This window comes from Exiguobacterium abrahamii, from assembly GCF_015645365.1.
Taxonomy (GTDB): domain Bacteria; phylum Bacillota; class Bacilli; order Exiguobacteriales; family Exiguobacteriaceae; genus Exiguobacterium_A; species Exiguobacterium_A abrahamii.
Map to the genome: position 1 here is coordinate 25,044 of NZ_JADOYC010000008.1, position 24,303 is coordinate 49,346.

22 protein-coding genes are annotated in these 24,303 nt (G+C 48.2%); 8 read left to right on the forward strand and 14 right to left on the reverse strand.

Features of this window, described 5'->3' with window-relative positions:
- The first annotated feature begins 69 nt into the window (after positions 1 to 69).
- Complete coding sequence (locus ITJ88_RS15080; protein WP_195866153.1) at positions 70 to 852, forward strand: nucleotidyltransferase domain-containing protein; 783 nt, start codon at positions 70 to 72, stop codon at positions 850 to 852.
- Between the two features lie 259 nt (positions 853 to 1,111).
- Here the strand turns inward: ITJ88_RS15080 and ITJ88_RS15085 are convergent, their stop codons facing one another.
- The 3 genes from ITJ88_RS15085 to ITJ88_RS15095 form a co-directional block, all read right to left on the reverse strand.
- Positions 1,112 to 1,696, reverse strand: coding sequence for a DUF4352 domain-containing protein (locus tag ITJ88_RS15085; protein WP_195866154.1), 585 nt, complete (start codon positions 1,694 to 1,696; stop codon positions 1,112 to 1,114).
- A gap of 167 nt (positions 1,697 to 1,863) precedes the next feature.
- Entirely contained in the window at positions 1,864 to 2,799 is a 936-nt protein-coding gene (locus ITJ88_RS15090; protein WP_023466832.1) for an NADP-dependent oxidoreductase, read from the reverse strand.
- Positions 2,800 to 2,911: 112 nt separating this feature from the next.
- Positions 2,912 to 4,381: a methyl-accepting chemotaxis protein gene (locus tag ITJ88_RS15095; protein WP_195866155.1), complete on the reverse strand. Its 1,470-nt coding sequence runs from the start codon at positions 4,379 to 4,381 to the stop codon at positions 2,912 to 2,914.
- Between the two features lie 153 nt (positions 4,382 to 4,534).
- Here ITJ88_RS15095 and crcB (ITJ88_RS15100) point away from each other — a divergent pair, with 153 nt between their 5' ends.
- The gene (gene crcB / locus ITJ88_RS15100; RefSeq protein WP_195866156.1) at positions 4,535 to 4,933 is read left to right on the forward strand and encodes a fluoride efflux transporter CrcB; all 399 of its coding nucleotides are present in this window, start codon (positions 4,535 to 4,537) and stop codon (positions 4,931 to 4,933) included.
- A complete protein-coding gene (gene crcB, locus ITJ88_RS15105; protein WP_064300526.1) occupies positions 4,934 to 5,284 on the forward strand; it encodes a fluoride efflux transporter CrcB in 351 nt (116 codons plus the stop codon).
- Positions 5,285 to 5,338: 54 nt separating this feature from the next.
- Here the strand turns inward: crcB (ITJ88_RS15105) and ITJ88_RS15110 are convergent, their stop codons facing one another.
- From ITJ88_RS15110 to ITJ88_RS15160, 11 genes are all read right to left on the reverse strand, one after another.
- On the reverse strand, positions 5,339 to 6,193 hold the full coding sequence (locus tag ITJ88_RS15110; RefSeq protein ID WP_195866157.1) for a DegV family protein: 855 nt from the start codon (positions 6,191 to 6,193) through the stop codon (positions 5,339 to 5,341).
- A 69-nt stretch (positions 6,194 to 6,262) separates the two neighbouring features.
- Positions 6,263 to 7,291, reverse strand: a complete 1,029-nt coding sequence (locus ITJ88_RS15115) for an aldose epimerase family protein (protein ID WP_195866158.1) — start codon at positions 7,289 to 7,291, stop codon at positions 6,263 to 6,265.
- A gap of 92 nt (positions 7,292 to 7,383) precedes the next feature.
- Complete coding sequence (locus ITJ88_RS15120) at positions 7,384 to 9,060, reverse strand: LytS/YhcK type 5TM receptor domain-containing protein (RefSeq protein ID WP_195866159.1); 1,677 nt, start codon at positions 9,058 to 9,060, stop codon at positions 7,384 to 7,386.
- A gap of 178 nt (positions 9,061 to 9,238) precedes the next feature.
- On the reverse strand, positions 9,239 to 10,555 hold the full coding sequence (locus tag ITJ88_RS15125) for a hemolysin family protein (RefSeq protein ID WP_195866160.1): 1,317 nt from the start codon (positions 10,553 to 10,555) through the stop codon (positions 9,239 to 9,241).
- A 36-nt stretch (positions 10,556 to 10,591) separates the two neighbouring features.
- Positions 10,592 to 10,960, reverse strand: coding sequence for a MerR family transcriptional regulator (locus tag ITJ88_RS16410; RefSeq protein WP_029343230.1), 369 nt, complete (start codon positions 10,958 to 10,960; stop codon positions 10,592 to 10,594).
- 154 nt (positions 10,961 to 11,114) lie between these two features.
- Positions 11,115 to 13,250: a (Fe-S)-binding protein gene (locus ITJ88_RS15135; RefSeq protein WP_195866161.1), complete on the reverse strand. Its 2,136-nt coding sequence runs from the start codon at positions 13,248 to 13,250 to the stop codon at positions 11,115 to 11,117.
- A gap of 177 nt (positions 13,251 to 13,427) precedes the next feature.
- Positions 13,428 to 14,762, reverse strand: a complete 1,335-nt coding sequence (locus ITJ88_RS15140; RefSeq protein ID WP_195866162.1) for an alkaline phosphatase — start codon at positions 14,760 to 14,762, stop codon at positions 13,428 to 13,430.
- Between the two features lie 104 nt (positions 14,763 to 14,866).
- Positions 14,867 to 15,304, reverse strand: coding sequence for an NUDIX domain-containing protein (locus ITJ88_RS15145; RefSeq protein WP_195866163.1), 438 nt, complete (start codon positions 15,302 to 15,304; stop codon positions 14,867 to 14,869).
- Positions 15,305 to 15,359: 55 nt separating this feature from the next.
- Positions 15,360 to 15,779, reverse strand: coding sequence for a hypothetical protein (locus ITJ88_RS15150; RefSeq protein WP_050677289.1), 420 nt, complete (start codon positions 15,777 to 15,779; stop codon positions 15,360 to 15,362).
- Positions 15,769 to 16,191 carry a YwiB family protein gene (locus ITJ88_RS16355; RefSeq protein WP_370567847.1) on the reverse strand — a complete coding sequence of 141 codons (423 nt, stop codon included), beginning with the start codon at positions 16,189 to 16,191 and terminating at the stop codon, positions 15,769 to 15,771. Before ITJ88_RS16355 ends, ITJ88_RS15150 begins: the two co-directional genes overlap by 11 nt.
- Before the next feature lie 472 nt (positions 16,192 to 16,663).
- Positions 16,664 to 18,364, reverse strand: a complete 1,701-nt coding sequence (locus ITJ88_RS15160; RefSeq protein ID WP_230088890.1) for a glycoside hydrolase family 13 protein — start codon at positions 18,362 to 18,364, stop codon at positions 16,664 to 16,666.
- Positions 18,365 to 18,714: 350 nt separating this feature from the next.
- Between ITJ88_RS15160 and ITJ88_RS15165 the strand changes: the two genes are divergently transcribed.
- The 5 genes from ITJ88_RS15165 to ITJ88_RS15185 all read left to right on the forward strand — a co-directional run bounded on the left by ITJ88_RS15165 (position 18,715) and on the right by ITJ88_RS15185 (position 24,297).
- Positions 18,715 to 20,151, forward strand: a complete 1,437-nt coding sequence (locus ITJ88_RS15165; protein ID WP_195866165.1) for an NAD-dependent succinate-semialdehyde dehydrogenase — start codon at positions 18,715 to 18,717, stop codon at positions 20,149 to 20,151.
- Positions 20,148 to 21,776: an acetolactate synthase large subunit gene (locus tag ITJ88_RS15170; protein ID WP_195866166.1), complete on the forward strand. Its 1,629-nt coding sequence runs from the start codon at positions 20,148 to 20,150 to the stop codon at positions 21,774 to 21,776. The genes ITJ88_RS15165 and ITJ88_RS15170 overlap by 4 nt, the downstream gene beginning before the upstream one ends.
- Before the next feature lie 5 nt (positions 21,777 to 21,781).
- Positions 21,782 to 22,108, forward strand: a complete 327-nt coding sequence (gene ytxJ / locus ITJ88_RS15175; RefSeq protein WP_029343222.1) for a bacillithiol system redox-active protein YtxJ — start codon at positions 21,782 to 21,784, stop codon at positions 22,106 to 22,108.
- A 238-nt stretch (positions 22,109 to 22,346) separates the two neighbouring features.
- Positions 22,347 to 23,882, forward strand: a complete 1,536-nt coding sequence (locus tag ITJ88_RS15180) for a DHA2 family efflux MFS transporter permease subunit (RefSeq protein ID WP_195866167.1) — start codon at positions 22,347 to 22,349, stop codon at positions 23,880 to 23,882.
- A gap of 118 nt (positions 23,883 to 24,000) precedes the next feature.
- Positions 24,001 to 24,297: a metal-sensitive transcriptional regulator gene (locus tag ITJ88_RS15185; protein ID WP_195866168.1), complete on the forward strand. Its 297-nt coding sequence runs from the start codon at positions 24,001 to 24,003 to the stop codon at positions 24,295 to 24,297.
- The last annotated feature ends 6 nt before the right edge of the window (positions 24,298 to 24,303 follow it).

Consider the following 24,303-nt stretch of genomic DNA (forward strand, 5'->3'; position numbering starts at 1 on the left):
GGAAAAACCTGTCTATTATCCCGTATACTGACGTAATAGACTTCTGTTTTTGGAAAGGAATGAGTCCTTATGCATCAACTTCATGCGATCGAGCAACTGGTTGCTCGACTCAAACAAGATCCTGCAGTCGAAGCTATCTTCTTGAAAGGATCTTTTGGACGGGGAGAAGAAGATGTCCATTCAGACATCGATCTGTACTGCCTCGTCTCGGAAGAACGTCAAACAAAATTCTTATCGCGTCGTTTGTCCCACCTTTCTGCTTATCGTTCAATCATCTGGAAAGATGAGATTGATATCATCGCCCCTCAAATGATCGTCGTCTATGATGATCTGCTACATATTGATTTATTCACAGTGACGCTTGATTCGCTGAACCATAAGGATCAATTGCGTGTCTTATATGATCCACAAGAACAGTTGACGGACTTTACCGACATATGTGACTTAACACTTTCTGCTCAAGAAGCGACCGATGAAGCAATCGATGCCGTCTGGTTCTTGTTCCAATATAAAAAAGCAGCAGCTCGCGGAAATGACTTATGGGCAGTCGAGATGCTCCGTAGCGCCTTGATCAAGTTCGCAAAAGTCTTACTCCATCATCATGCTCCTGAACGAGCGCAACTGGGATTAAAGACGATTCCGACGACATTGCCAGACCATCCACGCCTTGCTCTTGAAGCAATCTACGACGTCCTGACACCCGCAACGCATGCTGAAGCGGCTCAACGTTATCTAGCGTGTCTAGAGACTGAACGGCACGCACTCGACCAGACGCTTGCCGCACATCCAGAGACGCTCGCTTTACTCGATCGATTAACGCCTGAACTCTCGATCCAACAATCAAGACGGTAACAAGAAGGGGCTGACTCAAAAGTCAGTTTCCACAAAGATAAGGGTGGCAGAATGATGATTTGCCACCCTTATCTCGTAACCAAAAGAGTGACGCGTTTCACGCCACTCCTACAGGAAAAGCGCATTGTTGCGCTGTCAGAGACAAACAAGACCCGCTTTCCTGCTTCAATGAAGCAGGAAAACCGGCTTGTGTCTCACCTGAGGAAAGGGCGTGAAAAGACGTGTCATTTTTTTATTGAGTCTCTTCTATGGTCGCTCATTACCGTGTCAATTGAATCTCTTTTGATTGTCCACCTGCCCAGCCAAAGCCAGACGAGACTTCAAGCTTCGGATTTTTCACCTGTTTCGGTAATTCGAAGACGATGTTGCCGGTTTTCTCGATATTCGGGTTGATCGTCTCTAAGAAGAAGCCCATGCCGTCTTCATTCGCATAGAGATCGAGTTCCGTATCGGCTGAATACTCGGTATCGCCGACGTTCACTTTAAACATGTTGCTATCAACGAACCGTTCTTCCTTGTCTCCATTTAGAATCGTCAGACCGATGACTAAGAATTGTCCTGACGTTTTCTTTTCGCCGAGGACGTTCGACAATGTATCGACCATCTTGACGTCATTGACGACGTACGTCAGTTTTCCGACCTTTACCTGATCATTCACCCCGTACATTTTCTTGACCGGCTTCGCGGTTGCTTTTGCTTTTACTGGTTTTGCTTCTGATTTGACTGCTTCTTGTTCGACTTCTACTTTTTTCTCCGGTGCTGCTTGTTCTTCGTCATCTCCTAGATTTCCTAAAATGACTGCGCCGATCACGATAATTCCTGCCCACTTCAATCCTTTTTTCATGTTACTTCCTCCTTTTAATGTGGCTGACTCACGTCTGATAGCCCTAGTATAGGAAGAAGCAACCCCTTATCCTTTACACTTTTTTAACCAGGTTATTTTTTGTTTAAGGTTCGATAAAAAGATTGACAAAAATAAAAGAGAACGCTGATTTCAGCGCCCTCCTCTTCTTATTCTCCTTTGACCCGAATGACGATTTTTCCTTTTGCGTGTCCTTCTTCGCCATAATCATGCGCTTCCTTGATTTGATCCAGATCAAAGATCCGATCGACGACAGGTTGTAGCTCGCCACGTTCGACAGCTTTAGCGATATGTTGTAAACGCTCACCTGTCGGTTGCATGAAGACGTAGGCTGAACGCGCATTATGCTCTTTCGCTTGTTCTTCATCAGGTGGTGTGGAAATCGAGACGAGCATGCCGTTCGGCTTCAGCATCTGATAGAGTTCCCCTTGCTTATCGCCACCCATCGTGTCAAACACAAAATCGACGTCGCGAACACGATCGGCCGGATTTTCCTGTTTGTAGTCAATGACTTCGTCGGCTCCAAGCGCTTTTACCCAGTCGACATTTTTGGTACTTGTCGACGTGATGACGTACAAACCATTCGCTTTTGCAAGTTGAATCGCAACCGTTCCAACGCCCCCTGATCCGGCACCAATGAAGATCCGGTCACCCGGCTTCGCATCCATCACTTCGAACATGACCTGCCACGCTGTATGCGAGACGAGTGGCAGCGACGCTGCTTCAGCGAAACTGAGCGATTCTGGTTTTTTGACGACGAGGTGGGCATCGACTGCGACGTACTCGGCATATGTTCCTTGGCGAGCGATTTCCGGACGGCTGAAGACAGCGTCCCCGACTTGAAGATCGGAGACGTTTTCTCCGACTTCCTGAATCACACCGGCAACGTCCCAACCGATGACGAGCGGCATTTCGTAGCTCAACATTTGACGCAAGTATCCTTCGCGTAGTTTCCAATCGACCGGGTTTACACTCGCGGCATAGACTTCGATTAAAACATCATCTGGTCCGATGACCGGCTTGTCCAGTTCTCCGACCTTAAATTGTTCCGATCCACCATACTGTTCAATGTAAGCTGCCTTCATCCGTTGACTCCTCCTTCAATATTCGTTCCCTATCTTCTTCCCCGTCCGTCCTACCGACAAACAGTCTGAAGATACACAACAGCTCCCCATCGATCGATGAGGAGCCGTTTCGTTAACGATTCGTTTGCTGAAGGGTGGATGCCGTCTCGTTCAAGGCATGAATCGCCTGTTGCAGTTCCATGACCTGACCGACTTGATGACGCGTCAAGCCGGATAACGACTCACTTTGCGCGAGCAACGCATTCATGAACGTATCAAGTTGACCTGCTGCTGTCGTGATAGCAGTAAGACTGCTCGTCATCGTCGCGAACTGGGTCTGCGCCGACTGGATCGAACCGACGACTTCTGTTGCATCCATCTCAATCGTCTGCAGCGCTAACTGACTCTCTGCCATCCGCTCTTCCTGCTCACGTAGTAATGTCGTACTGGCATGAATCGAGTTGCCGGTTTGCGTGACGTCCTGATCAACCCGTTCGATGATCGCATTGATTTCTTTCGACGCTTCTGCCGTCTGTGCTGATAGATTACGAATTTCTTGCGCAACGACCGTAAAACCTTTTCCGAACTCACCCGCACGAGCTGCTTCGATCGATGCGTTAAGACTGAGCAGGTTCGTTTGCGCCGCAATCGCATTGATGCTCGACGTGATGGCGACGATTTCTTGGAACCGTCCAGCGAGTTGTCCGAACGACGTGACCGACTCATCCATGCTCGTCGTCAATTGTTGCAGGGATTGTCCGGCAAGACCAATCGTCTGCCTGCTCTGTTCGGCTGTCGTCCGCGAGGACGAACTGCGCTCGAGTGCGTGATCGACTGAAACGGTCACTTCCTCCATCCGGTTAACTTGCTGTTCGTTCAATTGACGGATTTCACGAATCGCTTGGACGCTACCTGCTGCATCATCTGCCAGCTGTTGCATCGCCAAATCAACCTGACTGAAGGAATCCTTCGCTGCGTCGACCGTTTCACTCATCTCTTCCGTGAATGTCGTTACTTCCGTTGCGGTTGCTGCCGTTTGCTCGAGGGCAATTTGCGACGTTGCCGCGTAGGCTTCCGACCGTTCTTGTTCTTGGCGGACGGCTAGCATGACGTTTCGTCCAAAGACAGCGACGAAAACCGCTGCTGAGAAAATCATCAAATAGATGACATAGGCGACGATCAAATCGAATGCATTCGTAAAGACAATCGTTCCAAGCATTGTGAATACAGCCATTTCAACTAAGCCAAGGATTCCGGCGAGAATGACCAAACGCGGAATCAAATAGACGATTGAAATCGTCAAGTAAAGATAGGCGATCGTCCAAATGCTCGGCGACGGCAAGGTCATCAAAACGAGAGCAAGGACGAAATACGTTAACGTCACTTGGACGTACTTCCCGCTCGGGCGATGTCCAAGTAGGCGGTTGCCCACAAGCAACGCGACCGTCAAGATCAAACCACCGACTAAAAACTGATAAAACACACTGATTGGGACGTAATTCATTTGCGAAAATAAGAAAATCAATGGATGCGCAATCGTAATTAACGTTGCAATCAGGCGGGACAAAATCTTTGTACTTTGTTGCTCGAGGGCAGATACCATCTTGTTCAAACTCCTTCACCTTATTAAAGTCATACAGTTGTTCATCGGCAGAAAGAATTCATTCGTTAAGTCCCTCAAGTGACTTTTTTTCTTGACGCTTTCTTGAAAGCGGGAGTACGGTTAACGTAGACTTTTTCAGAAAAGAGGATTCATATGCTGTATGTACTCGTAGGTCTCGCAGGTGTTCTCGGAGCCTCGGCACGGTATGGGCTCGGACTGCTGATTGGCGACTTCACGACTGGTCCGTTCCCGTGGCCAACGCTTGTCATCAACTTGATCGGGAGTTTTCTGCTCGGCTACGCGACACACTTTTTATTTCGAACGAAACTCTTACACCAATATGCGATCACAGCCATCGGCACGGGTTTCATTGGCTCCTTTACGACGTTTTCGACATTCAGCGTCGAGACCGTGACCTTACTCAACGAACATCATTTAGCGGACGCGTTCCTCTACGTACTCGTCAGCCTATTCGGCGGTTTGTTCCTATCTTATCTTGGTTACACGCTCGGAACACGACGACTGCGTCACGTGACGAAAGGACGTGAGTGAATGACGCTACTTGCTCTTGCCATCGGTGCTTTTTGTGGCGCCATCAGTCGGTTTGCCGTCAGTCAATGGATGAAGACGTTTTGGAAACGCGAATTTCCACTAGCGACGTTCCTGATTAACGTACTCGGTTCGTTTTTGCTTGGACTCGTCATCGGTGCGCATCTGGATACGACATGGACGTTACTCTTAGGTACAGGTTTCCTCGGATCATTTACAACGTTCTCGACGTTCAAAATCGAGACATTGCAGCTATTTCAGGACGGAAATCGTAAAGTGCTTACCCTCTATCTCATCTCGAGCTATGGTTTCGGGATTCTTGCAGCTTTCCTTGGAATCACACTTACAGCTTGAACGAAACAAGAGGCGACGGAAAAATCCGTCGCCTCTTGTCGTATCCGTTTTAATTTAATCATTCATCCAGAATAGACCGACCGTCTCTGCTCCGGCATGCGTCCCGATTGCTGGTCCGAACGTGCCTTCGAGAATCGTCAAATCCGGGAACTTCGCTGCGACTTGTTGCCGCAGTTCCGCTGCCATTTCCGGTGCCATCGTCGTCGCGACATAAATCCGGTTCTTGTAGAACGTGTGCTGACGCATCGATTCGTCGATTTGTTTAACCATTTCAATGTAAGCTTTCTTTAAAGAACGTGCTTTTTTGAATGGTACGATTTTTCCGGCTTCATCCGTCGTGATGATCGGTTTAATGCTGAGTAGGTTCGCAAGAAACAAGTCACCGGATGAGACACGTCCACCACGGCGCATAGTCTCCATATTACCGACGATCATATAGAAATGAGTCTTTTTCGTCAATGCTTGTAAGGCAGCGACGATTTCCTCGACGGATTTCCCCTGTTCCGCAAGCTCCATCCCGTAACGAATGAACTCTTGTTGGTTCTCAAACGCTGTATGAGAGTCGATGATATGAACCGGGAAACTGGCTGCTTCCGCTGCTGATGCTGAACTTTGGACGGTACTTGAGAGTCCATTCGTACAGTGCACTGCAATGGCACAGTCATAGCCTTCTTCTTTCAAGCGTTCGTATGTTCCGACGAATTCACCGAAAATTGGTTGTGATGTTTTGGCAATCAGTTTCTTATCCGCATCAAGCGCACGGAACAATCGCTCGACCGTGATCGCATTCTCTTGATACGCCGTATCACCGAGCAAGATTTGAATCGGTACGACATTGACGCCGATTGCTTCTGCCTCTTCCTTCGTGAAATAGGCCATACTATCGGTCACCCATGCTATTTTAGTCATTTCCCTAGCCTCCGTTAGATTCTTCTCGCTTTATCCTACCATATACAGAAGTGGAAATCGCAAGAAACGTCATGACATCATCTGAAAATGAAACGATGTATGCTTATGATAGTGCTCATCGGCATGCAAGACGACGGAAGGAAAATTCGGTTGGTTGATCGCATCCGGTAATCCTTGTGTCTCAAAACAGATTCCGAGGTATGGGGTTGCTCGTCTTCCGCAAATCGTAAACTCGCCCGACAAATGATTAGCGGTATAGACGACGACTCCCGGTTGATCCGTCACGACGCGCAATCGCCGCCCGCTGATGGGTTCATCGAGAACAATTTCTCCATTCTCTCTAAGCAGGAAGGGATGATCGACCCCACTACCCGCTTGGCGGAGTTGTTCATCTGATGCATGTGTCACCTCATGCAGGGGACGGGCATCGAGAAAATCAAAGGCAGTGTCTGTCACCGGGAGAATGTCACCGGTCGGTACCGCATCTTTCGTCAACGGAACATAAAAAGGTGCATCCATTCGTAACAGATGCTGTTCAATCGTCGTCTTCGCCTCACCCGTCAAGTTAAAGTACGTATGATTCGTCGGACTGAATGGTGTCGAAGCTGTCGTCTCCGCTTCATAATGGATATGCAGGACGTTCTCGTCCGTCCATTCGAACGTCAGCGTGAACGACAAGTGCCCCGGATAGCCGTTCTCCCCACTCGGACTATCTAAACGTAGAACAAGTTTGTCGTCGTTGATTTCGTGCGTGAACATTCGGTTCGCCCAATTTTCGCTTCCTCCATGGAGGTGATGTTCACCCTCATTTTGTTCAAGGACGTACGTCATCCCTTCGAGTGCAAACGCGCCATTTGCGATTCGTCCGCCGACGCGTCCGATCGTGGCGCCTAAGTGATGCGGATCATCTTGGTATTCTGATAGGTCGTCAAACGCGAGTACGACATTTTCGATCATTCCATGCTGATCCGGAACCCGGATGGCAAGAATTTTTGCGCCTCGGTTCAAGATATCGATACTATGCCCATGCACATTCTGTAACGTGAATCGTAACAAGGACTGATCACCTAGTTGTCCCACTTCTGTTGTCGTAATCATCATCTGCTTCCTCCTGTACGATACATTTTCCTGTTTTCGTATTTACCCTCGGAACGAGACAAAAAAACAACAATGGCAAAAGACCATTGTTGTTACAGAGACGGAAGTGCTAATCGCACTTCGATCCGAGTCCCTTGATGGATGATCGAGTGGACGTGTAATGTTGCAGTCGGACCGTATGTCACGTCTAATGCGCGTCGAATCAGGAACAGGTTCGAATCCCCCGCTTCCTGTTGATCCAGTTGTTGCATCACAGCAAGCGGCATCCCCTGTCCGTTATCTGTGACTTCGATGACCCAGTCTGTCGTCGCCTTGAAGGCACGGACATCAATCCGGTGATGTCGTCCTGCCTTTACGAACGCATGACGTAGTGCATTATCGACGAGCTGCGTCACAAGGAACGGGAAAACGAAGTATTCTTCAACAGCGGTCTCGATATCAAGATCGATCGTGATATCAGCGGAGGTCAGTTGATTCGGGCGACGTCGTGTTCCTTCTAGTGATAAATAGGCCTTCAGAGTCGCCAGTTCCTCGCGGAGTGGATGTTCATCATGCCGCGTCGCTGCCGTCAACAGTTGAAGTAGCGCATTCAGTTGATGTTTCACAGGAGTTCCCGGATCAGCTGTCCGCTGGATTTCTTCGATGATGCCTTTCAGATAGCTGACATGTAACATCGGTTTCATCTTTCTTCCGCTTAACCGGAGCAACTGATCTTCTCGATGCATATGCAGCTCTCGTGCTAATAAACGGACGAGTTGTTCCGTCATTCGCTCGACGGTGTCGTCAAATAAGTCTTTCGAAAAGTAACAGATGACACCTGCTTTTTGACCGTTAATGCGCATCGGATGAAAACTGAGAATTTGTCCCGTTTGCTCGTCTTCCTGTCGGACGGGTTCTTCTGCTTCGATCCATCGTTGTTCCTCACGTCTTGGTTGCTCGCCACAGACTGCTGGTTGCTGGTCCGTCATATCGATGACGACCTCTGTCGCCCCGAGCACGACGATCCGTTGCATCTTCGTCTCCTTCAATAATGTCGCTCCGATCTGCCGTGCGACTTCCGACGTCAATCCCTGCTTTCGTAAGGGTTGTAACGCTTGCAGTAGACGATCGGATCGCTCGGTCTGGCGAACGAAAAGATCACCTTCGAGTCGAAGTTGTGTTCGTAAGATCATGATGAACAGTACGACCCCACACATGTTTGCGAACAGTAACGGAAAAGCGGCACGACTCATCAAATCCAGTGCTTCTGCTGTATCAGGTGCAAGTAATAATGTAATCCCACTTTCGAACAATAATGCCGTCAATACGATACCGATGGGTGGAACGAGCGCATAACCATCATGCAAGCGCCAGCGTTTTCGATACCAGCCGCTCGCAAGTCCAGCGAGCATGGCAATGATCCAACCGGCTTCTGCCCCTAACGAACCGAGTACGTAGCGGTGTAGACCAACCAAACATCCCGTAATGCCGCCGATCACTGGTCCACCAATCAATCCGCTCGTCACGATGACAGCGAGTCGGGTATCGAGCAACAGGGCATCCTTCTCGACAGCTAATCCGAGTAACGGATCAATCGTCGTATCTTGCGAGAGTTCAATTCCTGCGTAGTTCATCAAAATACCGGATGACACGAATGCAAAGAGCAGTGGAAGATTCATTCCGCGGTCCATCTTGAATATGTATCGGGAAATGCGCCACTGGGACAATAAAAAGGCTAACAGTGCTAACATACCTAAACGACTCAGTAAGAATGGGATCTGCTCGAGCACGGAATACCTCCTTGTTTCATAGGACGCGAATCAACAATAAAGTCGTATTAGATTACATTCCCGCTCCTCTCTGCATTCTCCTATCATGACGGCTGAAAGTTCGCACAATCCGTCCATTCTTGATTTTTTGACTGATGCGATGAAAAAAAGCCGGTTCCTCCATGAGGAACCGACCACCTTATGCTTCTGCTTGTTCAGCTGGATGCAACCAAATCTTGACGCGATTGATTTGATAGTTTTCCATCTCCATCACTTCGACGGAGAAGTCCGGTGTGTCGATATGCTCACCTGGCTGAAGATCGATGTTATGCATCTGAATCCAGCCACCGATCGTATCGACATCTTCGACATTCGTAAAACGAATATTGAAACGTTCTTCCAAGTCAGCGAGCAAGACTGTACCGTCGAGTAGGAACTCGTCCGATTTGACCTGTTCGATTTCTTCGACTTCATCTGCATCGAATTCATCACGGATTTCACCGACGATTTCTTCGAGTAAGTCTTCCATCGAGACGAGTCCTGCCGTTCCACCGTATTCATCGACGACGAGAACGAGATGGGTCCGGGTCCGTTTCATCTTGCGAAGTGTCTCTTGAAGCGACGTCACTTCCGAAACAACCGGTAAATCCTTCAGATAATGTGTCACCGGATGCTCATTGCCGTTCGCATAATCCGTCAAGACTTCTTTGACGTTGACGTATCCGAGAATCCGGTCTTTATCATTTTCTTCTGTAACCGGATAACGCGTGTATGGATTATCCATAAAGATTTCCATCAGTTCATCCTTCGTCAAACGTTCCGAGATCGTCTCCATCCGCATTCGCGGTACCATCAAGTCTTTGACGATGTGCTCATCAAACGCAAAGACGTTTTGCATGAGGGCAAGTTCCGTTTGGTTGATCTCACCACTTTGGAAACTTTGCGCCATGATGATTTTCAATTCATCTTCCGAGTGGGCTTGTTCGTGCCCTGCTGGTTTGACACCGAACAGACCGAGGAATAAGCGCGCTGAACCGTTGAGTAACCAAATGAATGGGTACATGATTTTACCGAACACATAAAGTGGACGGGCAAACAACAATGTCATGCGTTCTGCATACTGAATCGCAAGCGTCTTCGGAGCAAGTTCACCAATGACGACGTGTAAGAACGTTACGGATACGAATGCGATACCGAACGACAAGAGTGTCGAAACAGCAGCAGAGATCCCGAAGTCATCGAAGACAGGATGCAATATCTTTTCAACGGTTGGTTCACCAAGTGCCCCAAGACCAAGTGCCGTGACCGTGATACCAAGCTGACAGGCAGACAAGTAGTAATCGAGATCGCTCGCGATTTTTTTCGCAAGGACGGCACTTTTGTTCCCTTCTTGAATCATTTGATCCAAACGCGACATCCGAACCTTAACGACAGCAAATTCCGATCCGACAAAAAACGCCGTCAACGCAATCAACAAGACCACTAAAAATAAATTGATGAATAATATAGTATCCAAAATCCCCTAAACAGGGGTCACCTCCATTGTTTTGTATTAAAGCTGTGCAATCAAGGAAGCAATCAATGTCAGACGCCGGGACAGTTCTAAGCGGATCGCTTGTTTTTCGACGTCCGTCGAATCTAACAGACGCTGCTCGAGTCCTTCAACCGTCGCCTGAAGTTGTTTCACTTCCTGATAAATCGTCTCCCCTGTTTTTTGTTCCCGTTCCGTAAAAGAAGCAAGAATCTCTTGCAGGGAAAGCCGTTGAGACTTCAAATATTCAATCTTTTCGATTTGATGAATGACCGATTCGTCATACAGACGGTAGCCAGACGCGGTACGCTCTGGTGTTAACAGACCGAGTGATGTGTAGTAATCGATTGTTCGTTTTGATAAGCCGGTGGTCTCCGCGACCTGACCGATTCGAAGTAACGCCTTCCCAAAAGATTCTCACCTCCTTTCTATAGCTAGTTCTTTTATCTTATCATGTCAAAACCATACAGTAAAACGTCGCGCTTTTTCAGAGAAAAAACGACTACTCCCGTTCGCACGAGAATAATCGTTCCATCTTACTTTTTTATACGGTTACGACAGGTTCTTCGACGGGTATACCGACGATCGACCGTTCCAGTAATTCAACGACGTCGTACGTGGCAACCGCCTCGTCGACTTCCTTCGCCTTCGTGCCGTCACTGAGCATCGTCAGACAGTATGGACATGCTGACCCAATGACAGACGGTTGGACCGTCAACAATTGTTCCGTCCGTGCGACGTTGACGCGTGCGCCGACTTTTTCTTCTTGCCACATCATCCCGCCGCCAGCACCGCAACACATTCCCTTTTCCCGGTTGCGTTCCGTCTCGACGAGTGTGATGCCTGGAATCTTCTCGAGAATATAACGTGGTGCGTCGTAAATATCATTGTAGCGACCAAGGTAACACGAATCGTGATAGACGACACGCTCCTTGACTTCATGAAGCGGTGTGATCCGTTTCTCGTCAATCAGTCGTGCGAGCAATTCCGTATGGTGATAGACTTCAACGTCCGGACTCAGTCCGAAGTCTGGATACTCGTTTTTAAACGTGTTGTAGGCATGCGGATCAATCGTGACGATCTTTTTGACGCCATATTTCTCAAATGATTTAATGTTGGCTTCCGCGAGTTCTTGGAACAAGACTTCGTTCCCGATTCGGCGCGGTGTATCGCCCGAGTTCTTCTCATCGTTTCCGAGAATCGCAAACGAGATGTCTGCCTCATTTAGAATACGTGCAAACGCCATCGCGATTTTTTGACTTCGGTTATCGTACGACCCCATCGCACCAACCCAGAACAGGTACTCGAAGTCTTCGCCCGCTTTTTTCTTCTCCTTCGCTGTCGGAACGACGAGTTCATCCCGGTTTTCCCGCCAGTTTTCGCGTTCTTTCCGGTTCATTCCCCATGGATTACCTTGACGTTCGATGTTTGCCATCGTCCGTTGCATCTCCGGATCCATCTTGCCTTCCATCATGACGAGATGACGACGGAGGTCGATGATCTTATCGACATGTTCGTTCATGACCGGACACTGATCTTCACAGTTCCGACAAGTCGTACACGCCCAGATCTCTTCTTCCGTAATGACGTTCCCAATCAATGAATCCGGAACGATATCCATCTGTCCGGCTGCAGCCAGTGAAGCGATTTGATTGCCTTGCGATCCTTCGAACGCAAAGGCAGGTGCCCATGGCGAACGTTGAGTGATTGCTGCCGTTTTCATGTTGAGATGGTCCCGTAATTTAACGATCAAATCCATCGGCGACAGCATCTTCCCCGTTCCGCTCGCTGGGCACATATTCGTACAGCGTCCACACTCGACGCAGGCATATAGATCAACGAGCTGTTTCTGATTGAAATCCTCGATTCGGTTAACCCCAAAGCTGAATTCCGCTTCGTCGTCTTCTGCCTCTTCCATGACCGATAGATCGATCGGTGCCAAACGCCCGACTTTCGACGTTCGACCGAGCCAGACGTTGGCTGTACCGGCAATCAAGTGTGCATGTTTACCTTGCGGGATGTAAACCATGAAGCTAAGTAAGAACAGTAAGTGCGCCCACCAGAAGAAAACGAATAATCCAAACGCAACTGATTCCGGTACCCAACTGAATAAGAACGCGATGCTTGAAGCAACCGGTTCACCGAGCGTCGAATGATTCTCATAGACAAGGAAGAATCCGTTTCCGAACAGGACAGCGACCATCAAACCACCGATGAAGATCAACGCAAGACCTGCCATGAAATTCCGCTTCAAGCGGACGAGTTTCTCGACGTACCGGCGATAAAATCCCCAAACGACGGCAATCAAGATGACAAGCATGACGAGTTCTTGGAAGAATGTAAAAATCGGATAAAGCGGACCGAGTGGGACGTGCGGGAAACGCTGACCGACGGCGAGTCCTTTCCAGATAAAATCGATCGCTCCGAATTGAACGAGTAAGAAGCCATAGAACATCATGACGTGGATAGCGCCACTTTTCTTATCCTTTAATAATTTCTTTTGACCGAAGACGTTGACTAAGACCGCGTCGAGTCGTTCTTTGTTCGTCAGTGTCCATTCCGCCTTTTTCCCCCGTTTGATGGCGGCATAACGACTTTTGACGAGTGACGTGAACAGATAGCCCGCATAGCCGATAACGAGTAGGAAGGCAATCCAGTTAATGAGTAAAAACGTATTCATGTTCGAACAAACCCCTTTCCCCCTAAAGCAGTTGTGTTGAAATGAGTATAGCATATAATGAATGGCTATTCATTCATTTTTTTCATTTAGTTTTTACTGCGTCACACAAGCAGATACGTACTCAAAAAAAATCAAGCGGTGGATGATCCACCGCTTGATTTAATCACGTCCAATACGTCATTTTTTTAATTTCATGGCATTGGCCATCAGACCAGGGATGTCCGTATTTTCATGCAATCCACTGAACTGTTCGCTTTGTGGACCGTACGCGTAGAGCGGAACGTCAACACCAGTATGCACGGCAGTCGTCCAGCCGACATACGCTCGTTTACTGATCATCTCATTCAATGTCATGACGCGTTTCTTCGCATCCACTTTTTGCAACGTCTGAATTTCTTCAGCCGTCAAATCAAACGTCGTTTCTCGTTTGACGACAGAGGCGATGTTCGATAAGTCGTCGTTGAACTGACGAACCATCTCATCCCCCGTCGCCTTGACGTTTTTCAAGACTTCCGGTTTCGCTACGTACTCATCGTATCCACCGACGGACATACCACCTGTATCATGGTCACCGGCGACGACGACCAATGTGTGTTTATCTTTTGCTGCAAAACGAAGCACTTTTTCGACTGCCTGGTGGAACGCTTCTGCATCCTTCATCGCCCAAGCAGCATCATGCGCGTGACCCGCCCAGTCGATCTGACTTCCTTCTACCATCAAGAAGAAGCCATCGCGGTCTTTCTTCAATGTTTGCAGGGCTTTCGATGTCATCGTCGCAAGACTCGGTTGATTCGTATTTTCCCGGTCCAGTTCTGGTGCCATTCCTTCTTCTGCAAACAATCCAAGAACTTTACGACCGTTCGTCTCATTCAGGCTTTCGAGTGAATCCGCATACTGATATCCTGCTCGTTCGGCTTTCCTCACCAGATTACCAGCCTCTTGAACGCCACCATTCTTTTGATCAAAAAAGAACTTCTGACCGCCACCAAGTAAGACGTCGACTTTCATTTCATCCATGTATTGCTTCGCGATGTCCGCTTCGTTCGCACGCGTTGCGACGTGCGATGCAAAAACAGCTGGTGTTGCATGGGTAATGGCTGATGTCGAGACAAGTCCTGTTGCTTTACCGGCTTGATCCGCCCGATCAAGAATCGACGCCACTTCTTTTCCACTTGGATCCATACCGATTGTTCCGTTGTTCGTTTTTGTTCCTGTTGCCATCGCCGTTCCGGCAGCAGCTGAATCGGTCACTTTCGTGTTTGCCGAATACGTCCGCATCATTCCTTTTAAGTGACCGTCGAGTTCCGTCTCCTCGCCTCCTTGATACCAGCGATAATTCGTTGCATAGGCAGCTGAATAACCGTCCGGAATCATGAAGATGACATTTTTAACCTTTGCTTGTTTCGTGTTTTGTTTTGCCTCGACCGGCTGAGCCGATTCATATGTATAACCCGCAACTCCCGTCATAAGCACTGTACCGAGAATACCTGTCGCCATCCATTTCTTGTTCATTTGTGTTTCCTCCCTGTTCACGATGATGGTTTCATCATACCGAGAGAATGTAAATGAACGATGGAGACGGCTTTAAGGAATGTAAAGAAACAATGACAGCCGAGTTACCACTTCATCTCTTCAAACATGTAATAGCCTTTGTGCTGTTCTTTTAAATATGCCGATAATGGAAGACGAACGTCTTCACTTGTGATGTACTCCGCTAACTCCGTTTGATTGATCCACTTCGTCTCGATGATTTCTTCATCGGGATCATTTGGATCAAGTACACCACTCACTTCGCAGTCAAAATACGTCACGAGGCTGTGCGCTTGATACGTCGGCATGAAGTTCTCCGTTAAGAAAGCAAACGACGACGATGTGACCGTCAAACCGGTTTCTTCTTCCACCTCGCGACACAATGCTTGCTCGAGGGTCTCTCCAGATTCAATCTGTCCACCGGGTAAGCTCCAGCGCTTCTCTTGACCCGATTGATTATTGACGATGAGCAGTTGATCGCCCTTTCGGATGATCGCGACGATGATTCGATAGAATGGATACATGACGCTTCCTCCTAAAAAGACCATCTTGCCTAAAACAAGATGGTCCACTGATTGTTTATTCTAAACCGAGCGACTGTGGCAGACGAACTGCACGTGCGAAGGCATTTTTATAGTCCTTTTTCGCGACTAATTTTTCGACTTCACGGATTGCTGGATGCTGTTCGTCCGCAAACGCACCAAGGATCGTCAAGTAACGCTCGTATACTTGATCGTCTTCCTGACGTGCTTTCAAGAGCGCTGTATACAGCATGACGGTATCTTCACCGTATAAGACCGGTAATTCTTCATTGATTAAAAGTAACGTATCGATCGACTCCGGGTCGACCTTCGGATTGTATTCCGTGATGACCTGCTCTGCGAGTCCTTCGAGTTGATCGCGCCATTCGTTGTAGCGCGGCTCATCGTTTTCGAGCCATTCAAACCATTCCTCTTCCAACATCTGCTCCATTTGACGTACTGTTTGTTCAAATGCCATTCGTCTCACTCCGTTTCCAAGTTAAATCAATCGTATACGTACCGACTGCTTGTCCATTCATCTTTAATGTATAGCGAAACTGCATCTGCTGCCGTTTCATCTCAATCGTCTCCGTGTCCGTTTCCATCAACATCTGACCGAATTGACTGCCATACTGGCTTTTGGTCGTCTCTCCTAAAATGAAGACATGATGCATCGCAACAGGACCTTTGCGATTCAAAGCGATCTGATCTTTTGACCATTTGATCGTCGTATCGATCGGTTGTTCATCCGGCTGAACGAACTTCACGGCAAAACCGTCTTTTGTTTCGAACAACGTGCCGTCCGCCTCAAGTTCGACCGATTCACGCATCGGACCGTCTTCGATCGTCGTCACCTGTCGTAATGACACCGGGTACTTTACTGGTTTCACTTCTATCACCTCATCGTTTAGCGTACACGATTTTTTCGTCTGATGCACCTTCTGCTTACATGCAAGAAGAAAATGTAGACAAATGGACTGACTCAAAAAATGACGCACCTTTTCACGCCCTTTCCTCAGGCGAGACACAAGCCAGTTTTCCCGCTCCATTCGAGCAGGAAAACGGGTCTTGTTTGTCTCTGACAGCGCAAAATTGCGCTTTTTCCTGTAGGAGTGGCGTGTAACGTGTCATTCTTCTTTGTACCCGGAAGGAGAATCAGAAAAGCGTTTTATTCACTCGACATCGCTTCCTAGGGAAAAACAAGCAAGAGCGACCCTGCAGCGAAGCGAAGCGGCGCGATGCTTGTCCCAGGAAAACGATGCGAGACGAACAAAAAAAGCGCAATCCTTCTCGTTAGAGAACAATTGCACTTATCTTCAGTCTCAAACGGATTCGATGTACTTCGAATCCGTTCAAAACATATTAGCGGACACGGTACAGACGAGCTTCGAATGGACGAAGTTCCAGTTCTGTTCCTTCATGGTGCATCGTCGGATAGTTGCCGAGCAACATATTATCCGAGTGCAAGATGATATCCGTATCGATTTCTGCTGTTTCGCCTTTTAAGTTCGTAACGACCAAGAACTGTTCGTCACCAAGTGTCCGTGTATACGCGTAGACTTTCGTATCTTCCGGTAAGATGAGATCGTACGCACCGTAAATCAATGTCTCTTCCATCTTACGGATTTGGATCATTCGTTTGTAGAAGTTCAAGATTGAATCTTCATCTTGTTCTTGCGACGCGACGTTGATGTCCGCGTAGTTCGGATTGACACCAAACCATGGAGATTGATTCGAGAAGCCACCGTTTTGCTCATTTGTCCACTGCATTGGTGTGCGTGAGTTATCACGGGACGAGTTCCAGATGACTTCCATGATTTCCTCATGTGTTTTCCCGAAAGCAAGTTGCATCTCGTACATATTTTTTGTCGCAACGTCATCATAATCCGAGATGTCCGGGAATTGAACGTTCGTCATCCCAATCTCTTGTCCTTGATAGATGAACGGTGTGCCTTGCATGAAGAAATACATCATTGCAAGCGACTTCGCGCTCTCTTTCCAGTATTGTTCCTCGTCACCCCAAAGAGAGACCGAACGAACCTTATCGTGGTTTTCGAGATACAAGGCATTCCAACCTGTTGCTTCAAGTCCTTTTTGCCATTTCGTCAGCACTTGTTTCAGTTTGACGACGTCGACGCCTTTTTCAGCGTCGGCGCGCCAGAGATCCATGTGCTCGAACTGGAAGACCATGTTCATCTTGCCATTCTCTTCTCCGACCCAGAGATCTGCTTCTTCCGGCGTGACGCCGTTTGCTTCTCCGACTGTCATGATATCGTATTTCGAGAACGTCTCATCCTTCAACTCTTCGAGATACGCATGGATGCCTTCGACGTTCATATGCATGTCGAATGACGGAACATACGGCATACCGAGCGGGTTCGGGAGATCAGCGAATGATTGATCCTTATTGATGTGACTAATTGCATCGATTCGGAAACCGTCGATACCTTTATCGAGCCACCAGTTGATCATCGTATAGACGGCTTGACGCATGTCGCGGTTTTGCCAGTTCAAGTCTGGTTGACGACGCGAGAAGACGTGCAGGAAGTACTGCTCCGTCTTTTCGTCATATTCCCATGCTGATCCACCGAAAATACTTTCCCAGTTATTCGGTTCTCCACCATTGACGGCATCTTTCCAGATGTACCAATCGCGTTTATCGTTGTCTTTTGATGAACGTGATTCAAGAAACCACGGGTGTTCATCCGATGTGTGGTTGACGACGAGATCAAGCAAGACCTTGATGTCACGCTTGTGCGCTTCTTCCATTAAGAGATCGAAGTCCGCCATCGTACCAAACTCATCCATGATGTCTTCATAATCACTAATGTCATATCCGTTATCGTCGTTCGGTGACTTGAACATTGGGCAAATCCAAAGAACGTCGACGCCAAGATCCTTCAAATAATCCAGTTTTGCGATGATACCCGGAATATCGCCGATTCCATCGTTGTTTGCATCGTAAAAGCTGCGTGGATAGATTTGGTAAGCAACTGCTTCTTTCCACCAAGCTCGTGTAATTGTTTGTTGGGCCGTTTCAGGGCGCGGTATCATTTGTGTCATGTGTCGTGAATCCTCTCGTAGGTCAGTCTTTGGAGTATTATTTTCATCAGTCAGGTTACTTTTATACATATAGCGCAACCGATTGCGCAATTCCTCTACTTTCATCTTATCAAATCCACTTTTAAAGTCAATGTTTCGAGGGTGATTCCACCATTTCACATCAACGGTTGTCACTCTTCGTTCACACTGAATATTTCAGGTCGTTTTACATTACATTTACTGAATTATCCTACACTGTTTATCGGTCGATTTCTACCCTTTTGCATAACCTTTCCTTCCGAAAGTGAATCTTTTTTTCTTCGTTCGGGTATACCCTTACCAATGCATATAAAAAAAGGGGGATTTTCAGGATGAAGGGACAATTCTTTATTGGTGGACAATGGCTAGATCACGGACGAGAACGGACGGATGTTACGAATCCAGCTACTGGAGAAGTCGTCGGTAGTGTGCCAAACGGAACAAAATCAGACGTCAACGACGCAGTAGAAGCAGCACGGAAGGCATTTCCTGATTGGTCGAAACGGACAGTCTACGAACGTGCCGAACTTCTTGAGAAGTTATATGCGAAGATGATTGAGAAAAAAGATGAACTGGCTCGCCTGATGACGCTTGAAATGGGGAAACCGCTCGCTGAATCAGAAGGTGAAGTGCAGTATGCCGCAAACTTCGTCAAATGGTTTGCAGAGGAAGGAAAACGCGCTTATGGACGTGTCATTCCAACGCATGATGCTTCTAAACGACTTCAAGTCATTAAACAGCCGGTTGGTGTCGTTGCTGCGATCACACCATGGAATTTCCCGGCTGCCATGATTACCCGAAAGCTTGCTCCGGCACTCGTCGCCGGATGTACGTTCGTCATCAAACCACCAACAGCGACTCCGCTTACCGCACTTCGTCTTCTTGAACTCTGTCAGGAAGTCGGGATTCCAGAAGGCGTCGTCAATGCCGTTACAGGTAGCGGGAAAGCGCTTGGTGAATCACTCGCGACACATCCACATGTCGATAAGATTACCTTCACTGGTTCAACCGAAGTCGGACGGACGCTGATGGCTCAAGGAGCAGAGACGATTAAAGCGATGTCGCTTGAACTCGGCGGACATGCCCCGATTCTCGTCTTTGATGACTGTGACCTTGATTTAGCTGTCGCTGAGACGATTAAGTCGAAATTCCGTAATGGCGGTCAAACGTGCGTCTGCGGAAACCGGATTTACGTATCCGACTCGATCTATGACGCGTTCGTTGAAAAACTCGGTCAAGAGACAGCGAAGCTGAAGACCGGAAATGGTTTGGATGCTGAGACGAAGATTGGACCGATGATCAATAAAGCGGGTTACGATAAAGTCAAAAAACATGTTGACGATGCGACATCTGCTGGTGCGCGAGTCGTCACGGGCGGAACAGGAACGACGGATGAAGACAATGATGTCTATTATTATGAAGCAACCGTTCTCGCAGACGTAAAACCCGGCATGCTGATCATGAACGAGGAGACGTTCGGACCTGTCGCTCCCGTCCAGCGTGTCAGTTCGGATGAGGAAGCAGTTCGTTACGCCAACCAGACACCGTTCGGTCTCGCTTCGTACGTCTTTACGAAGGATTACGCGCGTGCGATTCGTGCAATCGAAGGGCTTGATTACGGAATCGTCGGCTGGAATGACGGCGTACCTTCCGCTGCGCAAGCACCATTTGGTGGAATGAAACAGTCCGGTCTCGGACGCGAAGGTGGCAGTGAAGGACTCGAAGCGTATCTCGAGACAAAGTACATTTCCATCGGTGGACTAGCGTGAACGCGGCGGATTGGTTCGTCCAATGTTTAGAGGCAGAGGGCGTCACGCATATCTTCGGTGTTCCCGGTGAGGAAAATATTACATTGCTCGAATCACTCAGTCGTTCATCGATCACGTTCATCACGACACGTCACGAAACGAACGCTGCGTTCATGGCAGCGATGTTCGGTCGCCTGAGTGGGCGACCGGGTGTCTGCTTATCGACGCTTGGTCCCGGTGCGACCAACATGATGACCGGTATTGCAAGTGCGACGATGGATCACTCCCCTGTCGTTGCGATCACAGGTCAAGGCGCGACAGCACGGCAACACAAAGCATCGCATCAAATGTTTAATCTCGTAGACCTCTATCGTCCTGTCACGAAGTCTAGTACGTCCGTTCTGTCAGCGGAGGTCATTCCGGAAATCGTTCGACGTGCCTTCGCGACAGCAAAAAGCGAAAAACCAGGGGCAACCCATATTTCTTTTCCAGAAGACATTGCAAAACAAGAACGTGATCAAGCAGCGACACCCCTACAGCAGGACAGTACACCAACGCATCTCCATTCCTTGACGATTGACGATCCCGATGCCTTACGTCTGATTGAGCGCGCAAAACGTCCAGTCATCATTGCTGGATTTGGTATTCATCGACAACAAGCACTCGATGCGTTTCGAGCATTCGTCGAAAAGCTCCAAGCTCCCGTCGTCGAGACGATGATGGGAAAAGGAGCGATTTCTTCGCACCATCCGCTTGCTGCACACACGATCGGTTTACCAGACGTCGATTACAACCAGCGGATTCTCGATGCGAGTGACCTCATCATCACGGTCGGCTACGATATTACGGAGTTACCTCCGCAAAAATGGAATCCGAAAAAGACACCAATTGTCCATTTGGATACGAATCCTCACGAAATCGATGCCTATTATCCGGTCGTCGCGAACCTAGTCGGACCACTCGTCGATATGCTGACTGTATTGACTCCTTTACTGCCCGAGCGTGCGTGGAACGACTGGCAACAAGATCGCGATAAATTACGCGACGAGATTCAAGAAACGTACTCGCTTGCTTTGCCTTTACATCCTCAAAGTATCGTCCGTGAACTCGAACGAACTGTCGGCGAAAATGGCATGGTCTTTTCGGACGTCGGCGCACACAAAGTCTGGCTCGCACGCCATTATCAAACGACACGTCCGGATCAGTTATTCATTTCCAACGGATTTGCTTCGATGGGCTACGGTTTATCGAGTGCACTTGCAGCCAAGCTGTTATATCCGGACCGGCGAATTGTCTGTGCCGCTGGAGATGGTGCCTTTTTGATGAATGGTCAAGATCTTGAAACTGCCGTTCGTCTGAAGCTTCCACTCGTCGTGTTGATTTGGCGTGACGGAACCTATGGACTCATTGAATGGAAACAACAACAAGCGTATGGGCGGTCGTCCTACATCACGTTTGACAATCCAGACCTCGTTCAACTGGCTCACGCTTTCGGCGCACTCGGTCTCCGTGTCGGTGAACACGGCTCCCTCGCACATTGTCTCGATCAAGCATTTGCAAGTGATGGACCCGTTTTGATTGACTGTCCGGTCGATTACCGGGAAAATCTAAAGTTAAGTGAACGTCTCCGGACGTATGGAGGGTGATATACATGACACAACCACGTAAGCTGCAATCCATTTCTGATTTTGATCAATTTGCGTCCGAACACACCGCGTTCGTGATTTGCAAACACAGCACGACATGCCCGATCAGTGCCGCAGGCTTCTCAGAGTATACGAAGTTCGCGGATGAAACGTCTGTTCCAACGGCGTATCTTTTCGTCCAAGAAGCACGGACGTTATCGAATCACATCGCCGAACATTACAGCGTTCGACACGAGTCACCACAAGTCTTATTCATTCAAGACGGTAAATCGGTCTGGACAGCCTCTCATTACGACATCACGAAAGACGCACTCGAAACAAACGTCCAGTAATGCTAGCAACAAGGCCCCGGCTGTTTTAAATCGAAGACAAAGCGTAATTTTCTCTAATGAGAAGGATTACGCTTTTTTGTTTACTTCACTAGAAAAACGCTTTCAATCTTACATAAAAAATAAAATTATCTTTCTTAGCTATTATTATTTGTAATTCGAACTAAATCAGATTAAGATAAACTACAGATAGAACGACCGTATAGAAATATGTACCGTCAGTTTAGTTAGGAGGATATTCATGCAACAAAGTGCTACTCACACAGCTCGAGCTCCTTACGGCATTCTCGCCGTTTTGATGATCGGGGCATTCATTGCTTTCTTAAATAATACGTTGCTCAACATCGCCCTGCCTTCCATCATGAAGGATCTTGCGATTGAACCATCAACTGCCCAATGGCTGTCGACTGGTTTCATGCTCGTCAACGGTGTCTTGATTCCGACATCTGCGTTCTTGATTCAAAAATATTCGGTTCGTCGCCTCTTCTTACTCGCGATGACGCTCTTCTCGGCCGGAACGATTCTTGCCGGCTTCGCAGAAGTCTTCCCTGTGCTACTCGCAGGACGAATGATTCAAGCATCTGGTTCTGCAATCATGATGCCGTTACTGATGAACGTCATGCTCGTCAGTTTCCCGATTGAAAAACGTGGGACTGCGATGGGCTTCTTCGGATTAATCATGATGGGGGCTCCAGCGATCGGACCGACGTTGTCTGGTTGGATCATCGAGCACTATGATTGGCGGATGTTGTTCCACTTCATCACACCAATCGCCTTGATCGTTCTCGTTGCTGGTTTCTTCTTACTTCGTGACGTCAAGGAACGGTCTGCCACTCGGATCGATTTCGCTTCCGTGGCACTTTCGTCACTTGGTTTCGGTGGCTTACTGTATGGATTCAGCTCAGCTGGCTCTAAAGGTTGGGACAGCTTCCACGTCTACGGCGCGTTGATCGTCGGAGTCATCGCACTCGTGACATTCATTTACCGTCAGCTCCATATGGAACGTCCGATGCTCAACTTCAAGATTTATCGTTACCCGATGTTCGCCTTGTCTTCTGCGATCTCGATGGTCGTCACGATGGCGATGTTTTCTGGGATGTTATTGCTTCCGATTTATGTCCAGACGATTCGCGGTATCTCACCACTTGATGCCGGTCTCATGCTATTACCAGGAGCGATCTTGATGGCCGTCATGTCCCCGATCAACGGGAAACTATTTGATAAGATCGGTGGACGTCCTCTTGCGTTGACTGGTTTGTTCATCACAGTCGTTACTAGTTATTACTTCAGTCAGCTTGAGATGGATACGACGTATACGCATCTGATCGTTCTGTATTCATTACGGATGTTCGGGATGTCAATGGTCATGATGCCAGTCTCGACGAACGGTTTGAACCAGTTACCAACACGCTACTATCCACACGGCACAGCGATGAACAATACGTTGCAACAAGTATCCGGTGCGATCGGAACAGCGTTGCTCGTAACGATCATGTCGACGCATGCGAAGACACGTGGAACAGAACTCGCGGCTGAAGCGGCGAAAAACATGACGAGTCAACCGACAGCTGAAGCGGCTGCTGCTTTAAAACAGCAGATTACGATGCAAGCGACGCTTGATGGAATCAATTATGCGTTCTTCATCTCGACGTTCATTGCTGGTTTAGCATTCGTTCTTGCCTTCTTCATTAAACGGGCGACACAAGCTGAAGATATCATCAGCGATCAACGCTCACTGAACGAAACGATCGTCAAACCACAGGTTTCCAATCAATAAGTACAAAAGCAGTCGCTTCTCGCGACTGCTTTTTTATCGCTCAAGCTATATACTGGTACCCCCCATACCTATATGTTAGAGTAAAGATAACAACAAGATCATCAAAGGAGGTACGACTATGACACACGATCACCCCGTCGTTCCACGAACGAACGAAGAACAAGATGCGTTGATGAAACGACTAAAGCGTATCGAAGGGCAAGTCCGTGGCATTGCCAATATGGTATCTGAAGATCGGTATTGCATCGATATCTTAACGCAAACGGCATCGATTCAAGCAGCATTACGACAAGTCGAACTACAAATCATCGAGCGCCACGTCAAGATGTGCATGCATGAAGTGGCCACCCGTCAAGACAGCACGGACGCTTACGTTGATGAGTTGATGGCAGTCATCGCTCGATTGAAAAAGTAAGGAGGG

Excerpts from the sequence above, each read along its gene's own strand:
- ITJ88_RS15080 (WP_195866153.1), top strand. The coding sequence starts at position 70 with ATGCATCAACTTCATGCGATCGAGCAACTGGTTGCTCGACTCAAACAA.
- ITJ88_RS15085 (WP_195866154.1), bottom strand. The coding sequence starts at position 1,696 with ATGAAAAAAGGATTGAAGTGGGCAGGAATTATCGTGATCGGCGCAGTC.
- ITJ88_RS15090 (WP_023466832.1), bottom strand. The coding sequence starts at position 2,799 with ATGAAGGCAGCTTACATTGAACAGTATGGTGGATCGGAACAATTTAAG.
- ITJ88_RS15095 (WP_195866155.1), bottom strand. The coding sequence starts at position 4,381 with ATGGTATCTGCCCTCGAGCAACAAAGTACAAAGATTTTGTCCCGCCTG.
- crcB (WP_195866156.1), top strand. The coding sequence starts at position 4,535 with ATGCTGTATGTACTCGTAGGTCTCGCAGGTGTTCTCGGAGCCTCGGCA.
- crcB (WP_064300526.1), top strand. The coding sequence starts at position 4,934 with ATGACGCTACTTGCTCTTGCCATCGGTGCTTTTTGTGGCGCCATCAGT.
- ITJ88_RS15110 (WP_195866157.1), bottom strand. The coding sequence starts at position 6,193 with ATGACTAAAATAGCATGGGTGACCGATAGTATGGCCTATTTCACGAAG.
- ITJ88_RS15115 (WP_195866158.1), bottom strand. The coding sequence starts at position 7,291 with ATGATTACGACAACAGAAGTGGGACAACTAGGTGATCAGTCCTTGTTA.
- ITJ88_RS15135 (WP_195866161.1), bottom strand. The coding sequence starts at position 13,250 with ATGAATACGTTTTTACTCATTAACTGGATTGCCTTCCTACTCGTTATC.
- ITJ88_RS15140 (WP_195866162.1), bottom strand. The coding sequence starts at position 14,762 with ATGAACAAGAAATGGATGGCGACAGGTATTCTCGGTACAGTGCTTATG.
- ITJ88_RS15145 (WP_195866163.1), bottom strand. The coding sequence starts at position 15,304 with ATGTATCCATTCTATCGAATCATCGTCGCGATCATCCGAAAGGGCGAT.
- ITJ88_RS15150 (WP_050677289.1), bottom strand. The coding sequence starts at position 15,779 with ATGGCATTTGAACAAACAGTACGTCAAATGGAGCAGATGTTGGAAGAG.
- ITJ88_RS15160 (WP_230088890.1), bottom strand. The coding sequence starts at position 18,364 with ATGACACAAATGATACCGCGCCCTGAAACGGCCCAACAAACAATTACA.
- ITJ88_RS15165 (WP_195866165.1), top strand. The coding sequence starts at position 18,715 with ATGAAGGGACAATTCTTTATTGGTGGACAATGGCTAGATCACGGACGA.
- ytxJ (WP_029343222.1), top strand. The coding sequence starts at position 21,782 with ATGACACAACCACGTAAGCTGCAATCCATTTCTGATTTTGATCAATTT.
- ITJ88_RS15180 (WP_195866167.1), top strand. The coding sequence starts at position 22,347 with ATGCAACAAAGTGCTACTCACACAGCTCGAGCTCCTTACGGCATTCTC.
- ITJ88_RS15185 (WP_195866168.1), top strand. The coding sequence starts at position 24,001 with ATGACACACGATCACCCCGTCGTTCCACGAACGAACGAAGAACAAGAT.